At 61.8% G+C, this 15001-nt stretch carries 13 protein-coding genes and 1 pseudogene; 3 read left to right on the forward strand and 11 right to left on the reverse strand.

Annotation, left to right across the window (positions count from 1 at the left end):
- Positions 1 to 3 precede the first annotated feature (3 nt).
- The 8 genes from BLW66_RS10520 to BLW66_RS10555 form a co-directional block, all read right to left on the reverse strand.
- A complete protein-coding gene (locus BLW66_RS10520; protein ID WP_089947118.1) occupies positions 4 to 885 on the reverse strand; it encodes an NAD(P)-dependent oxidoreductase in 882 nt (293 codons plus the stop codon).
- On the reverse strand, positions 882 to 1991 hold the full coding sequence (locus BLW66_RS10525; RefSeq protein WP_089947119.1) for an NAD(P)/FAD-dependent oxidoreductase: 1110 nt from the start codon (positions 1989 to 1991) through the stop codon (positions 882 to 884). Before BLW66_RS10525 ends, BLW66_RS10520 begins: the two co-directional genes overlap by 4 nt.
- Positions 1988 to 2974: a Gfo/Idh/MocA family protein gene (locus tag BLW66_RS10530; RefSeq protein ID WP_244508624.1), complete on the reverse strand. Its 987-nt coding sequence runs from the start codon at positions 2972 to 2974 to the stop codon at positions 1988 to 1990. The genes BLW66_RS10525 and BLW66_RS10530 overlap by 4 nt, the downstream gene beginning before the upstream one ends.
- Positions 2974 to 4476, reverse strand: a complete 1503-nt coding sequence (locus BLW66_RS10535; RefSeq protein WP_089947121.1) for a UxaA family hydrolase — start codon at positions 4474 to 4476, stop codon at positions 2974 to 2976. Before BLW66_RS10535 ends, BLW66_RS10530 begins: the two co-directional genes overlap by 1 nt.
- Before the next feature lie 88 nt (positions 4477 to 4564).
- Complete coding sequence (locus BLW66_RS10540; RefSeq protein ID WP_089947122.1) at positions 4565 to 6193, reverse strand: TRAP transporter large permease; 1629 nt, start codon at positions 6191 to 6193, stop codon at positions 4565 to 4567.
- A complete protein-coding gene (locus BLW66_RS10545) occupies positions 6193 to 7098 on the reverse strand; it encodes a TRAP transporter small permease subunit (RefSeq protein WP_089947123.1) in 906 nt (301 codons plus the stop codon). The genes BLW66_RS10540 and BLW66_RS10545 overlap by 1 nt, the downstream gene beginning before the upstream one ends.
- A gap of 33 nt (positions 7099 to 7131) precedes the next feature.
- On the reverse strand, positions 7132 to 8304 hold the full coding sequence (locus BLW66_RS10550; protein ID WP_089947124.1) for a mandelate racemase/muconate lactonizing enzyme family protein: 1173 nt from the start codon (positions 8302 to 8304) through the stop codon (positions 7132 to 7134).
- A 113-nt stretch (positions 8305 to 8417) separates the two neighbouring features.
- On the reverse strand, positions 8418 to 9443 hold the full coding sequence (locus BLW66_RS10555; RefSeq protein WP_089947125.1) for a TRAP transporter substrate-binding protein: 1026 nt from the start codon (positions 9441 to 9443) through the stop codon (positions 8418 to 8420).
- A gap of 256 nt (positions 9444 to 9699) precedes the next feature.
- On the opposite strand from BLW66_RS10555, the gene BLW66_RS10560 reads away from it, so the two are divergent.
- A complete protein-coding gene (locus tag BLW66_RS10560) occupies positions 9700 to 10362 on the forward strand; it encodes a GntR family transcriptional regulator (RefSeq protein ID WP_244508625.1) in 663 nt (220 codons plus the stop codon).
- Here the strand turns inward: BLW66_RS10560 and denD are convergent.
- From denD to BLW66_RS18225, 3 genes and pseudogenes are all read right to left on the reverse strand, one after another.
- Positions 10355 to 11329: a D-erythronate dehydrogenase gene (gene denD, locus BLW66_RS10565; protein ID WP_089947126.1), complete on the reverse strand. Its 975-nt coding sequence runs from the start codon at positions 11327 to 11329 to the stop codon at positions 10355 to 10357. The two genes, BLW66_RS10560 and denD, sit on opposite strands and share 8 nt — an antisense overlap.
- Positions 11326 to 11748: an NAD(P)-dependent oxidoreductase gene (locus tag BLW66_RS18220; protein WP_280140683.1), complete on the reverse strand. Its 423-nt coding sequence runs from the start codon at positions 11746 to 11748 to the stop codon at positions 11326 to 11328. Before BLW66_RS18220 ends, denD begins: the two co-directional genes overlap by 4 nt.
- Positions 11743 to 12225 (reverse strand): annotated as a pseudogene (locus BLW66_RS18225) (NAD(P)-binding domain-containing protein); the annotation flags it as partial. The gene BLW66_RS18220 and the pseudogene BLW66_RS18225, both read right to left, overlap by 6 nt.
- 154 nt (positions 12226 to 12379) lie before the next feature.
- On the opposite strand from BLW66_RS18225, the gene BLW66_RS10575 reads away from it, so the two are divergent.
- Positions 12380 to 13129 carry an SDR family oxidoreductase gene (locus BLW66_RS10575; RefSeq protein ID WP_089947128.1) on the forward strand — a complete coding sequence of 250 codons (750 nt, stop codon included), beginning with the start codon at positions 12380 to 12382 and terminating at the stop codon, positions 13127 to 13129.
- Between the two features lie 77 nt (positions 13130 to 13206).
- Positions 13207 to 15000, forward strand: a complete 1794-nt coding sequence (locus tag BLW66_RS10580; protein WP_089947129.1) for an IlvD/Edd family dehydratase — start codon at positions 13207 to 13209, stop codon at positions 14998 to 15000.
- Position 15001 lies beyond the last annotated feature (1 nt).

The raw sequence follows: 15001 nt of genomic DNA on the forward strand, positions 1-15001 counted from the left end.
CGGTTACGGCTTCATCTTGTCGGCGTAGAAGTCGACCATCTGCGACACCATATCATCCCCGCGCCCCTCGTCCCGCGCGGTGTTCAGGGCCTTCAGTGTGGATTGCGACATCAAGGACGTTACCCCCGCATCATCGGCCATGGTGGCGTAGTAGCCCACGTCTTTGGCGGCGTTCTTGATCGCGAAAGCCAGTTGCGCGGGATTGCCGTCAACGCCGTAGCTTTTGACGAAATCCATCATGCCCGAATGCAGCGGCCCCGCGCTCATCACGTCATAGAGCCCCTCGCGGTCGACGCCCTGCACGTCGGCCATCGCGAAGGCCTCTGCCATGGCGTTGGCGACGGTCATGCCGAAGAAGTTGTTGATCAGCTTGATCGTGTGGCCGGAGCCAAGCGCGCCCAGATGGAACACGTTCTCCCCCAAGTCATCCAGCACGGGCTTCACCTTATCAAAGGCGGCTTTGTCGCCGGAGCACATGATATTGAGCAACCCGTCCACCGCATGTGCGGGCGTGCGCCCCAGCGGCGCGTCGAGATACGCCCCGCCCGCTGCCGCAACCTCCGCGCCCAGCGCCTTGGTGGAGGCCGGAAGGGAGGTGCCGAAATCAATGACAACAGCGCCCGCGTTCAATCCGGCGATCACGCCCTGATCGCCGCGCATCCGCCCCTCAACCTGATCCGACGTCCCCATGCAGAGCATCACAATGTCACTGGCTTGCGCGACCTCGAAGGCGTTCGCCGCCTCTTTCGCGCCACGTGCAATCGCAGGGTCGATATAGGTGCGGTCGCGGTTGCCCAGAACGACCAACTCGTGGCCCTTGTCCAGCAAGCGGCCAACCATTGCGCCGCCCATCAGGCCCAGTCCGATAAATCCAATTTTGCTCATCTGTCGTCTCCTGTTTTGTCGTGTATCAGCGCCGCACCAAGGCGGCCTATTTCGTCGCTACATTTCGCGCCCGCGCCATTGCCGCCGGTGCACACCGCTATGCGGTCCGACAGGCGCGCCAATTCGGGGCGTCGGTCTTTCGTCCATGAGGTCACGCAAGACCCCATGCTTAGGGATTTGATGTCCAACGCAGGCATCAGCCTGCGCAGCATTGCGTCCAGCCGGTCGCGCACCTGCGGGTTGCCGCCCGCTTGAAACCACGCGCGCACATCGGCGTCGGTGGTCAGCGGCTCATCCGTGGGATCGCCGCCCAGCTTCAGGTAGAGCTTGCCGTCCGGGTAGCGGATCGGCGGCAGAAGGTATGGGTCTTCGGGCGTATCATACACCAGCGTTGGCATCGCGGAGAGCGCCGCCCCCTGCGCCTCATCCACCTCGAAGAAGGCCACCGTCCGCGCGTAAACCTCTAGGCTCGGCGCGCGGCCCAGAACCCTGTCGGTATTGTACCCCGCAGCGACCAGCACGCGGTCAAAGCTACGCCGCCCCTGATCCGTGACCACAACAACATCCTGCGCGCGCTCCTCCAGACCGTCGACCGTTGCCTCCAGCAGGGTCGCGCCGAAACCTTGCGCGGCTTTGGCTTGGGCCGCCACAAGGTTGCGCGGGCTGACGTGGCCTGCGCGGGTCGTCTCGTGATAGCCAGTGAAATCTGCGGGGAACGTGAAGAACGGGAACCGCGCGGACAGCGCGGCGTGGTCCAGCATGTCACAAGGCACGTCATGCAGGGCGCGCCCCACCTCGACGCGGGCCATAAATGCCGCGCCGCCGACCATCGCCGCGCCCGTGGGCGTGTAGAACCGCACGCCGCTTTGACGCTCTATCTCATGGTAGCGGTCAATAGCGGCGGTGGAGACGCCGACCCAATACGGGTCCAGCGCGTTCTTGCGGGTGATCCGCCCCTCGTCGTAGTGCGAGCCGAAGACCCCGTTGTGTGTGGCTTTGTCCGCGGGTTCCGTCGGGCCGATAAGCGTGACGTCGGCGCCTGCCATCGCCAGATGCCGCGCCGCTGCGGCCCCCCAAAGCCCGCGCCCTATGACTGCTAATCTCATGCGGCCTCCTTCGGGGCGACGGCGGCCTCTATGGCTAGGGTGACGTCGAGTGTTTTGCGGGCATCCTGCGCCGAGACCAGTGCCGTGGCCTGCCCCGAGCAGACCTGCGCGAAATGTTCAAGCTGTGCGACCAGCGGCACATTGGTCGCGCTCTTTTGCACCGCGCGTTGCGGCGTCTCCGACCAATCGCGCGCACCGGACCACAGGGTGAGTGACGGAAAGGAAACCGCCCCATTGGTGCCGCAGATGTGCAGGTAGTCTTGCCCCGTGGCTGCGATATTGGGGTTCTCGCCGGTGCCAGCCTCAAACCCGAACGGGCTGGCGGAGGCATCTGAGAACGCGATGCTGGCGCTCGCCCCGCTGGCGAATTGCAACACCGCCGCACCGCTTTCAACCCGCGCCGCGCCGCGCACCGCGTTGGACCCCACGCCGCGCACCGCCGTGACATCGCCAAATAGATACCGCAGCAAGTCCACCTCATGCACCAAGTTCAACATCACCGGAGACCCGTCCGGCCCCGCGCGCCAAGGCACGTCAAAATAGGCGTCCGGCTTTTTCATCGCCCAGATCATTGAGGCCAGCAGCGGCTGGCCGATTGCCCCACTCTCAAGCAGGGATTTAAGCTGTGCCACCGCTGCGTGGTGGCGGCGATGATGACCCACCAGCGTGCGCACCCCTGCGCGCGTTGCCGCTGCAATGATCCTGTCGGCAGCGTCCAACGAATGGGCGACGGGCTTCTCGATCAGCATATGCCAGCCCCGTTTCGCCGCCGCCTCCGCGTGATCAGCGTGCAGGTGCGAGGGCGTGGCGATAACAATCGCATCGGCGTCCAGATCAACCGCCTCTATGCTGGCAAAATGCGGCACGCTGTCTTGGTGCTGCGCGGGGTCAATCACGCCCACCACGTCAATCTGCGGCACCGCCAAAGCGTGCTGTAGATGGCGCGTGCCGATCAGGCCCAATCCTGCAACCAACAGTTTCATTACATGACCGCGCCGATTTGCCATGGCACGAATTCATAGTCGCCCAAGCCTTGTGCCTCTGACTTTGAGGCCGCGCCGGAGGCCACGCGCAAGATCATCTCGTAAATCTCGCGGCCCTTGTCTTCCAAGGTCACGCCCGCCGTCAGCATATCGCCCGCGTTCACGTCCATGTCGTCGATCATACGGGTATACATCTCGGTATTGGTGGAGACTTTGATTGTCGGGCTGGGCTTCGAGCCGAAGGCGGAGCCGCGCCCCGTGGTGAACACCACCACCTGACAGCCACCCGCGATCTGGCCCGTGACCGACGCCGGATCGTATCCGGGGCTGTCCATGAAGGTGAAGCCCTTGGCGGTCACGGGTTCGGCGTATTTATACACCCCCGTCAACGGCGAGGTGCCGCCCTTCGCCGCCGCGCCCAGCGATTTTTCCAAAATCGTGGTCAGCCCGCCCTTTTTGTTGCCGGGGCTTGGGTTGTTGTCCATCGAGCCACGGTTACGTTCGGTGTAATCCTTCCACCAGTCGATCAGGCCGACCAGCTTTTGGCCCACCTCGGGGGAGGCCGCGCGGCGGGTCAAAAGATGCTCCGCCCCGTAGATTTCAGGGGTCTCCGCCAGCACGCCCGTGCCGCCTTGGGCCGCCAGCAGATCACAGGCATAGCCAAGCGCAGGGTTGGCGGTGACGCCCGACCACGCGTCAGAGCCGCCGCATTGCAACGCGACCTTCAGGTCCGACACGGGGCATTCGCTGCGGGTCGCCTGATTGGCGATAGGCAGCATAGCCTCGATTTTGCGGATTCCCATGTCGATGGTTTTTTGCAGCCCTGCCACGCCTTGAATGTTCATCACTTGAAATGTGTCGTCTTGCTTTAGGCCGTAGGCCTCAAGCAGCCAGTCGATCTGGTTGATCTCGCAGCCCAAGCCCACCATCAGCACGCCCGCGTGGTTGGGGTGTCTGGCATAGCCCCACATGACGCGCTGCAAGGCCTCGAACCCGTCGCCGTCCCCTGCCATGCCGCACCCCGTTCCGTGCACAAAGGCGCAGACGCCGTCGACGTTGGGATAGTCTGCCAAACGGTCCGGCGTGAAGTAATCGGCGATACGGCGCGCGGCGGTGGCGGAACAGTTCACCGAGGTGACGATGGCGATGTAATTGCGCGTGCCGACGCTGCCGTTTACGCGGCGGTAGCCCATGAAACTGTCGCCTGTGGCAGGCTGGACGGGGCGCATGTCGGTGCCGAACTCGTAGTCCTGCGCCGTTGGCACGAAGGCGCAGTTATGGGTGTGCACATGATCGCCCGCCGCAATATCGCAGGAGGCCACGCCGATCATCTGCGCGTATTTGCGCAGCTGCGCCCCCTTGGCGATGGCCTGTGTTGCGATTTTGTGGCCCGACGGGATGAGGCCGCGTGTGGTTACGGTCTCGACGGCGGTGCCTGCCTCCAGCGCGCGGGTGGCGGTGACGACGTTATCGTCGGCATCTAGGCGGATCGTGTCTTTCATGGTGTCTTCTTTCAAGCACAAGGCCACATGGGATGGGGCGGCACGTCAAACGCCCCGCCCCGAGTTCAAGTACCGACTGCCGCCCCGCTTATTTGAGCAGGATGGACACAATCGGCGGATAGATCAGCAGCACCGACAGCGCGGCCAACTGGATGCAGATGAACGGCAAGAAGCCTTTGAAGATGTCCGTCAGCGAGATATGCGCGGGGGCTACAGACTTCAGATAGAAGGCGGCAGGCCCGAAGGGCGGCGACAGAAAGCTGACTTGCATGTTCATACAGAACACCACGCCGAACCAGATCGATACGTGGCGCGGGTTGAGTTCGCCAAACAGCCCGATCTCGTCGAGGGGAAGGCGCAGGATGATGGGCAGAAACACCGGAATGATCAGCAGCACGATGCCGACCCAATCCATGAACGCGCCCATAAATAGCAAGATCAGCATCATTGTCAGGATGATGCCCATCGTTGGCAAGTCGGAGCCGACGATGAAATCCGCCACATATGTCGGCCCGCCCGCGATGGTGTAAGCACCCGCCAAGGCCGCCGCACCGATGGTCACCCAGATGATCGTGCCCGTGGATTTCAGGGTCCGCATCAGCGAGTCCCAGACCAGATCAAACGAGGCTTCACCACGGAAAACCGCGATGACCAGCACCGCGACGGCGCCCATGCCTGCGGCCTCGGTGATGCCCGTGATGCCGCCATAGATGGAGCCAAGGACCACGCCGATTACCACGATGGGTGCGACCAACCCCTTGCCCATGTCCCAGCCGATTTTGGCGCGTTCGCGGCCAAAGGCAAAGAAGATCAACGCCAGCGCGATGGCCACCAGCGCCGCGAACCACGTCACGTGACCGGGGGAGCCCCAGAAGATTTCGTCGACACCTTCGATCGCTGCGTTCTGACCTGTGACGGTGAAGAACAGCGCGCGCAGGAACAGCACGGAGCAAAAGCCCGCCGTGAGGATCGACAGGAACGCGCCGAACAAGGCCAGCTTGGCCAGACCGGCGGGCGCGCCGGGTTCAGGTTCGGGCAGCGGCGCGTCTTCGGGGTGCAGCTGCGTGCGCACGATGATGTAGATAATAATGAAAGACGCCAGCATGAAGCCCGGCAGGAAGGACGCAGTGAACAGCGCCTTGATCGACGTCTCGGTGATCAGCCCGTAGATGATCAGCACGATGGACGGCGGGATCATGGTGCCCAGACTGCCCGACGCACAGATCGTGCCGATGGCGAGGTTCTGGTTGTAGCCCAAGCGCAGCATTTGCGGCAGCGCGATAAGGCCCAAGAGCACCACCTCCCCGCCGATGATGCCGGACATAGCCGCCATGATCACAGCCATGATCGAGGTGACGATTGCAATGCCGCCGCGCGTGCGGTTCAGCCAGACGTTCAGCGAGGAATACATGTCCTTGGCGATGCCGGAGCGCTCCAGCAGCGACGCCATAAAGATGAACAGCGGAATTGATATGAGCACGTAGTCCGTTAAGAGCCCGTATATCTTCTGCGCCAGAATATTAAGCGGCCCCGACCCCGGCCTGCCGGTCAGTATACCGTCACCGAAAGTCATGGGGTTTGCCAGCAAGCCCGGCTCGAACTTCATCACCAGCACCAGCGCCGCGAGGATGGCCGACGCCATGCCCAGCGGCATGCCAATCGCCAGCAGCACCAGAAGGCCCAGCATCAGGACCATTGAGATTGTACCGATATCCATTATTCGTGCCCTGCCTTGCTAGTGTGAACAGCGCTGCGGGTAACATCCATGTCCCCCACCCCGTCTGCACCGACGGCCTTTTTCAGCCGCTCTATTTCATCTTGGTCAATGTCGTCTGCGGCGGAGTGGATCACCGGCTCCGCGTTCCAGTCGGAAATCAGATTGATCACCGCCTGCACCGCCACCATGGCCACCACGAACAATACCATAGGCTTGATCGTTGCGGGGATGGGCGGGTCAAACGCGGTGCCGAAGGTTTCCCAGCGATTGAACTTGGCAAAGGCCTCCCCGTAGCCGCCATAGATCAGGAAGAAAGCAAACAGCGCGATCAGCGCGGTGGAGATCACGTCGCACACGCGTTGCGCCGCACGGGGCAGCATGTCGTAGATCAAAAAGATGCGGATGTGGCTGCGCTGCTGCATCGCGTAAAGGCCCGAGCACAAGAAGACGAACCCCGCGAGCCACAACGACAGCTCGTTCGCCCAAAGGGTTGGGGCCTCGAAGACGTAGCGCAAAATAACCTCGTAGATCATCACCGAGGTGAGCAACACGATCAGCATCATGGTGACGCGCCCGATAAAGACCGACAAGCGGTCGAGCGGGCCCCATGCCTCGAACTCCATCGCGGCGCGGCGCACCGTGCGCACCCCGATCACGGCAAAGAGCGGCAATCCGAGGAGCGCCAGCAGATCGACCACGTCGATATGCTCCCCCAGAACCACGGGCATATTGGGTGTGACGTCCAAGCGGTCAAACTGCGTGTCGAGCTGTTGGGTGTAGACACCCCAATCCAGAATAAAGGCTGGCATATGCCATGTGACCCACGCCGCGCAGACGATGAACGCCAGCGGCACCAGCCACTCGATCAGCGACCCCGACTTTAGATATTCGGCTTTCTGTGGCATCTGGCCCTCCCCGTTAGATTTCAAATGGTGGCGTTAGGCCGCCACTGCGTAATGTTCGATAAATGCGCGGTCCGGCTCCACGCCCAAGCCCGCGCCCTGCGGGATCGCAACGCGGCCGCCGTTGGCCTTGACCTGACCTTGGATGTCCAACGGCTCTGTCAGCAGGTTATCGCGGAACTTGTTGTCGGTTGTGTCGAATTCCAGCATCGGCTCCCAAGGGTGCAGGCCACCCGGCATGGGCGGCATCGCCGCCAGCAGTTGCAGGTTGGTGGCCACCGCGATGGCAGAGCCCCAGACGTGGTTGATGACTGGCGTGAAATGCGCGTGGCACAAGGCCAGCACCCGCAAGTATTCGGAGATACCGCCCAAGGCGCAAACCTCGGGCTGGGCTATATCAAGGCCACGATTTTCAAGGATGGCGCGCCAGCCCCAGCGACCGAATTCGGCCTCCCCGCCAGAGATGTTGGTGCGCAACCCCGCGCGCAATTCGCGGTAGCCGTCGTGGTCTTCGGGTGCCACGGGTTCCTCGAACCAATAGGCCTCCAGCTCATCCAGCGCGCGGCCCACATAGAAGGCGTCCGAGGTGGTGTAGCAGTGGTTCGCATCGACCATGAACTTGAAGTCAGCGCCCACGCCGTCGCGTACCGCTTGGCACAGGGCCACATCGGGCTTCGGGCCGAGGCCGGTTTTCATCTTGGTCGCAAGGAAGCCCATGTCGCGGATGGCGGCGGCCTCGTCTTTGAACAGCGCGGCCATGCTTGTGGCGTCCATATCGGGGCGCAGCATCATGCCGTAGCCATAGGCCGGCACCGAGGTACGATGTGCGCCGCCGATCAATTTGTGGATGGGCAGGTTCGCCACCTTGCCCGCGATATCCCACAGCGCGATGTCGACACCGGATAGGGACTGCATCGGCATGCCCTTTTGCCCGTGGTCGCGCATAAGGTTGTAAACTTTGTGCCAGATCACATCGCGGTCCATCGGGTCCATCCCGAGGATCATGGGCGCGATAACGCCCTCAACGATGCCTTTGTTGGCCAGTGCAATCGCCCCCGGCCCGAAGCATTCGCCCCAACCGGTGACGCCCTCGTCCGTGGTCACTTCGACCAGATGGGCGGTGCGCTTGTTATAGTACTGCTGAGAATACCCCAAGGTTTCGGGCATGTCGTATTGCAGCACGTGGCTTGTGATCTTGGTAATTTTCATGATTGGCCTGTCGGGTAGCCCCCGCGCCAAGACCGCGCAAAGCGGCATGGGCGGGGAAACCATGCGCGGGGCCCAAACAGATGAGAGGGCCCCGCACGTAAAGTCAGGTCAGATTACTTCTTCACCAGACCAAGCTGGGTCAGGTAAGCGATGTGGCTTGCAACCAGCTCTTCGGCTTCTGGTGTCGTTGCGAACTCTGGCCATGTGGCCTGCGCCGCGTCGCGGAAGGTTTGCAAGTCTTCTGGCGACCACTCGGAGATGGTCACGCCCTGCTCTGTCAGCATTGCCACGGCTTCAGCGTTCTTCTTCTCGAAGATCAGCGCAGATTTCAAAGCGATGTCGGACACAGCTGTTTCCATGATGGCGCGGTGATGCTCTGGCATCGCGTCCCAAACGGCCTTGTTACAGGCAAGGTGGTCGGATGGCATGGAGTGGAAGCCCGGGTAGTTGGCGAACTTCGCGATGTCGTAGAGGCCAAGGCCCACGTTGTTGGAAATGTTCGAGGCGTCTGCACCGTCGATGATACCTGTCTCAAGCGCGGTGAAGATTTCGGTGAAATCCATCACGATCGGAGACGCGCCCATCTTTTCGAAGATTTTGGTTTCCATGCCTGGAGGCGAGCGGAATTTCCAGTCTTTCAGATCTTCCACGCCTGCGATTGGCTTGGTCGAGGCAAAGCTTTCCTGACCGTAGACGATCCAGCCCACGAGCTGCATGTCGTATTTGTTATACAGCTTTTGCGCCGCCTCACGGCCGCCGCCGTAATAAAGCCAAGACAGCTGCTGCGCCGGAGTAGCGTAGCCGCCCATGATGTCACCCACGAACTGGAACGCAGGGTTTTTACCTGTCTGGTAGCCGCCGCCTGTCGCGTCGCAGTCCAGAATGCCTGTAGCTGCCGCGTCAAAAGTCTCAACGGATTTCACAACGGAGGCGGAGTAGAACATCTCAATTTCGATTTCGCCGTTGGACATCAATTTGATGTTGTCCACCAACTCGGTCAGCAAAGAGCCGGATGTGGTCTCTGGAGCGTAGTGGGTTTGAATGCGCAGTTTGGTGGTGGCGTGGCCGTCGGCGATTGCGCCAGAGGCCAGCAGGGCCAGAGCAGCGACAGATGTCGCGGCGGTTTTCAAAAACTTCATGATGTCCTCCCAGACGATTTGTATCGTTTTCGCGTTTCGGATCTCTGAGCGGTTGGTCCGCCATGATGACCCTGCGTTAGATGACCCTAGCAACCGAATCTGAACCTGCCAACAAATATTCTATTTTTTTAATAATTTTGAGATTTACTTGTAATTTCAAAATTTATGGCATTAGGTATGCGGGCACCATAGACCGTGGTGTGACTGGCCGGACCGCTGCCCCTGCAACGCCGCACGCCAATAGCTGGAGGCCAAGATGGCAGACACCGCGACCCCGCCGCAGAAGATGGAAACCCCTGCCATCTATGACGATCTTCACAGAAAACTGGTTACCGCGCAATTCGACCACGGTGAAAAACTGAAATCGGAAGACCTGCGCAAACTCTACGGCTGCTCGGCCAACACCATCCGCGAGGTGCTGTTTCGCCTGTCCACGGCGGGGCTTGTCGCCTTTGAGGAGCAGCGCGGGTTTCGCGCCCGCCGCACATCGCGCGAGCGCCAGCATGACCTGACCCAATTCCGAATCCTTCTGGAACAGGAAGGCGCCTGCCTGTCGATGAAACACGGCGACATCGAGTGGGAGGCCCGCCTGTCCGCCGCGCATCACAAGCTCAGCCATATCGAGAGCGAGGTGCGCCGCTCCGGCAGTGTGGAGCATGTGTTGCCGCTGTGGTCCAACGCCGAATGGGAGTTCCACGACACGCTGATTTCGGCCTGCCGCTCACCGCTGCTGCGCGAAACCTACAAGACGATCTACGACCAGTTTCGCCAGCAACTGGTGTCGCGGGCCAGCAACTACGGCTACTACGCCGAGAACATCGAAGAGCACCGCGCCATCCTTGAGGCGGCGCTGGCGCGCGACACGGTCCTGTGCCGACAGCACATCCACGACCACCTCGCGCGCAACATGATCAGCTAGGCGGTCGCTGCAGGTCATCGTCCAGATAAATCTGGATGATATCCTTGAAGCTGGCGTCGGCCTTGAAGCCCAAGGCCAGCGCGCGTTCGGGCGCGAAATCGCGCGGCCAGCCCTCGACAATTTTCTCGATCACCGGATCGGGCTGCGGCTTGATCAGGCGCACCACGTCGTTCCCCGCTACATCGCGCAGGGCTTCGATCTGCTCGGCCACGGTGCAGCTGATGCCCGGCAGGTTGAGCGCACGGCGACCGTGCAGCAACGCCGTGTCCAGCGTGGCGGCATGGGCCAAGAACCCTGCGGCGGAGCGGGGGCTGGCGAACCAGTGGCGGGTGCTGTCGGCGGCGGGCAAGATGGCCTCCTGCCCGTTCAGCGGCTCGCGGATGATGCCCGAAAAGAACGAGGACGCGGCGGCGTTCGGCTTGCCGGGGCGCACACAGATCGTGGGCAGGCGGATCGACACGCCGTCGATGAACCCCTTGCGGGAAAAGTCGGTGATCATGGTCTCGCAGATCAGTTTCTGCGCGCCGTAGCTGGTTTGCGGGGCGCACAGAAACTCATCGCTGATTTTGTCTGGATACGGCCCGCCAAAGACCGCAATTGACGAGGTGAACACCACGCGCGGGCGGTAGCTCGGGTCGGCCTCATGCTCTGCCCGCAGCGCCTCCAACAGCGCCCACGTGGGGTGCATGTTCACCGCCCAGCCCTTGGAGAAATCTGCCTCGGCCTCGCCGGAGACGACGGAGGCGAGGTGAAAGATCACGTCCGGCTTGGTCTTGGCCAGCGTTTCGGCCACGCCCGCGTCGGAGATGGAGCCTGTCACCTGCGGCACATTGGGCAAGGACACCGGCGGGAACGCGATGTCGTGCAGGGTGATTTCAACGGGCTGGCCGTCCAGACCGTTGGCGACCAGATGATGCGCCAGCTTTTGGCCGACCATGCCGCCGCCACCTAGGATAAGGGCCCTCATGCGCTTAACCCGTTGCGCTTCAAAAGCTCCAGATAGAGGCCGGAATGGTCCTGATCGGCGCCCCCCATGTTTTCGCAGAAATCCGCGAAGCGGTCGCGGGTCATTTCGGCCACGGGCAGTGTCAGCCCCAGTTGGGACGACTCGTTAAGCAGGTTGTCGAGATCCTTGAGTTGGAACTTCGACAGGCCCCCAGGTTCAAAATTGCCCTCGGTCATGCGCTCCCCGTGTTGCTGCAAAATGGTGCTGTCGGCAAAGCCGCCTTTCAGGGCCGCGCGCACGGCGGCGGGGTCGGCCCCACCCTTTTGGACCAGCAGCATGGCCTCCGCCACAGCGGCGATGGTCACAGCGACGATGGCCTGATTGGCCAGCTTCGACAATTGGCCCGATCCGGTCGGGCCGACGTGCACGGGGCGGCCCATGGATTGCAGCACAGGTGTGACGCGGGCGAAGGTGTCCGCCGCGCCGCCCGCCATGATCGCCAGCGTCGCGGCCTCCGCGCCGCGGGTGCCCCCCGAGACCGGCGCGTCGAGGTGAGCGATGCCAAGCTTTGCCAGATGCGCGGCCTGCGCGCGGGCCTCCTCTGGCTTGGCTGACGACATGTCGATCCATGTCGCGCCCTTGGCCAGCCCGTCGGTCAACGCCGCGTCCATCACCAGCGCGCCGACGGCCACGCCGTCCGACAACATGGAGATCACAACGTCCGCGCCAGCGACGGCTTGCGCCGCCGTGTCGCACACGCTCGCCCCCACATCCGCAAGCGGCGCGGCCTTGCTTTGAGAGCGGTTCCAAACCGCCAAAGTGAAGCCCGCTTTCGCGATATTTCGCGCCATGGGAGCCCCCATTAATCCGGTGCCGAGAAGCGCGATTTTTTGGTCTTGCATGGAGGTCCCTCTTGAGGCTGGTTTTTGATGTTTGCGGTAACACTAGGGCAAGCATCACGGTGTGAAAAGGATTGAAGCTTGAGAATTTTGGTTCTAGGCATTGGCGTGAACTGCACCATGACACGTCCTGACTGCAGGTCGGAAACCGAATTATTCATGGAGATTTATCATGGGCAATCAAAGACTTGCCGGTAAGCGGGCTATTGTCACAGCGGCAGCGCAAGGGATCGGTCGCGCCTCGGCGCTGGCCATGGCGGACGCGGGCGCACAGGTGTTCGCCACGGATGTGAACGCCGCCGCCTTGGCGGAATTGACCCATGAGAACATCGAAGTTTTCGCCTTGGATGTGCGCGATGACGCCTCGGTTCACGAGGGCATTTCGCGGGCCAAACCGGACGTCCTTTTCAACTGCGCGGGCTTCGTGCATCACGGCACCGCAATCGACGCCACGGACGACGAATGGGACTTCGCATTTGACCTGAATGTCCGCTCCATGTGGCGGATGATGAAGGCCGCCTTGCCGGGGATGCTGGAGCGCGGCGGCGGGTCGATCGTGAACATGTCGAGCGCCTGTTCCAGCGTCATCGGCGCGCCGAACCGCTTCATCTATGGCACCACCAAAGCGGCGGTGATCGGCATGACAAAATCGGTCGCGGTGGATTACATCACCAAGGGCATCCGGTGCAATTGCATCTGCCCCGGCACGGTGGAAAGCCCCTCGCTGGAGGAGCGTTTGCACGCGCTTGGCGAGCAGGTTGGCGGCTATGAAGAGGCCAAGAAGCAGTTTGTCGCGCGCCAACCCATGGGCCGCATCGCCACCGCCGACGAGATCGCGGCCTTGGTTGTTTATCTGTCGAGCGACGAGAGCGGGTTCACCACCGGTCAGCCGCACATCATTGACGGCGGGTGGTCCGGCTAGCGGCGGAATTTGAGTATTTTTAACCAAATGGAAACAGGGGCCTTCGTTCAGATGGGCCGCGTTAACCTTAATGGGATATGAAGATGGTCGAGAAATCAAAGTTGAGATCACAGCAGTGGTTCAACAACCCTGACAATCAGGAAATGACAGCGCTCTATCTGGAGCGGTATTTGAACTACGGGCTGACCCGTGAGGAGCTGCAATCCGGCAAGCCGATCATCGGGATTGCGCAGACCGGATCGGACTTGAGCCCCTGCAACCGCCATCACATCGAGCTGACCAAGCGCGTGCGCGACGGGGTGATTGCAGCGGGCGGGACGGTGATTGAAATTCCGGTCCACCCCATTCAGGAAACCGGCAAGCGGCCCACCGCGATGCTGGACCGCAACCTTGCGTATCTGTCCTTGGTCGAGACGCTGTTCGGCTACCCGATTGACGGGGTTGTGTTGAATATCGGCTGCGACAAGACCACCCCCGCCTTGTTGATGGCGGCGGCGACGGTCAACATTCCGGCGATTGCGCTGAGTGTCGGGCCGATGCTGAACGGCTGGTTCAACGGCGAGCGCACGGGCTCGGGCACCATCGTGTGGAAGGCCCGCGAGATGCAGGCGGCGGGCGAGATTGACGACGACGGCTTTATGGATTTGGTGGCATCCTCCACCCCGTCCGTGGGTTACTGCAACACCATGGGCACGGCCACGACGATGAACTCCCTTGCCGAAGCCTTGGGCATGCAATTGCCCGGTGCCGCGGCGATCCCTGCGCCCTACCGCGAGCGCGGGCAGATCAGCTATCACACGGGGCAGCGCATCGTGGAGATGGTGCATGAAGACTTGCGCCCGTCCAACATCATGACGCGCGAAGCCTTTGAAAACGCTGTGGTTATCAACTCCGCAATCGGGGGATCGACCAATGCGCCGATCCATTTGAACGGGGTGGCAAAACACTTAGGCATTGAGCTAACCAATGATGACTGGCAGTCCATAGGTCACAAGGTGCCTTTGCTGGTGAACCTGCAGCCTGCGGGCAAATATCTGGGCGAGGATTACCACCGCGCGGGCGGCGTGCCTGCGGTGATTGGCGAGCTTTTGAAAGCCGGCCTTCTGCCGCATCCCGACGCGATCACCGCCAACGGCAAAACCATGGCCGAGAACTGCGGCGGCGTGCTGACGGGCAACGACGACGTGATCTATTCAATCGACGCGCCGATGCTGAAAGACGCGGGCTTTATCAACCTGTCGGGCAACTTGTTTGACAGCGCAATTATGAAAACCAGCGTGATCTCCGAGGAGTTCCGCACAAGGTATTTGTCGAACCCCGACGACCCCGAGGCCTTTGAGGGGCGTGCGATTGTGTTCGACGGGCCGGAAGACTTTCACCACAAGATCGACGACGAGAGCCTTGGCATCGACGAGCGTTGCATTTTGATCATGCGCGGCGCGGGGCCGAAGGGCTATCCGGGCGGCGCGGAGGTCGTGAACATGCGGCCACCGTCCTATCTGCTGAAGAAGGGCATTCACGCCCTGCCCTGCGTGGGCGACGGACGGCAATCGGGAACGTCGGGATCGCCGTCCATTTTGAACGCATCCCCGGAAGCTGCGGATGGCGGCGGGTTGGCGCTGGTACAAACCGGCGACCGCCTGCGCATTGATTTGCGCAAATGCACCGCCGACATGCTGGTGGATGACGCGACGCTGAAAGAGCGCGCCGAAAAGCTGGTGAATGGCTCCATCGAGGTGCCGGACAGCCAAACACCGTGGCAGGAAATTTTCCGCGCCATGGTTCGCCCGTTCTCCGAAGGGATGACCTTGGACGGGGCCACGAAATACCAAGACATCGCGCGCAAATACATGCCGCGTGACAACCACTAAG

The sequence above is a fragment of the Litoreibacter albidus genome (genome assembly GCF_900107015.1).
GTDB lineage: Bacteria > Pseudomonadota > Alphaproteobacteria > Rhodobacterales > Rhodobacteraceae > Litoreibacter > Litoreibacter albidus.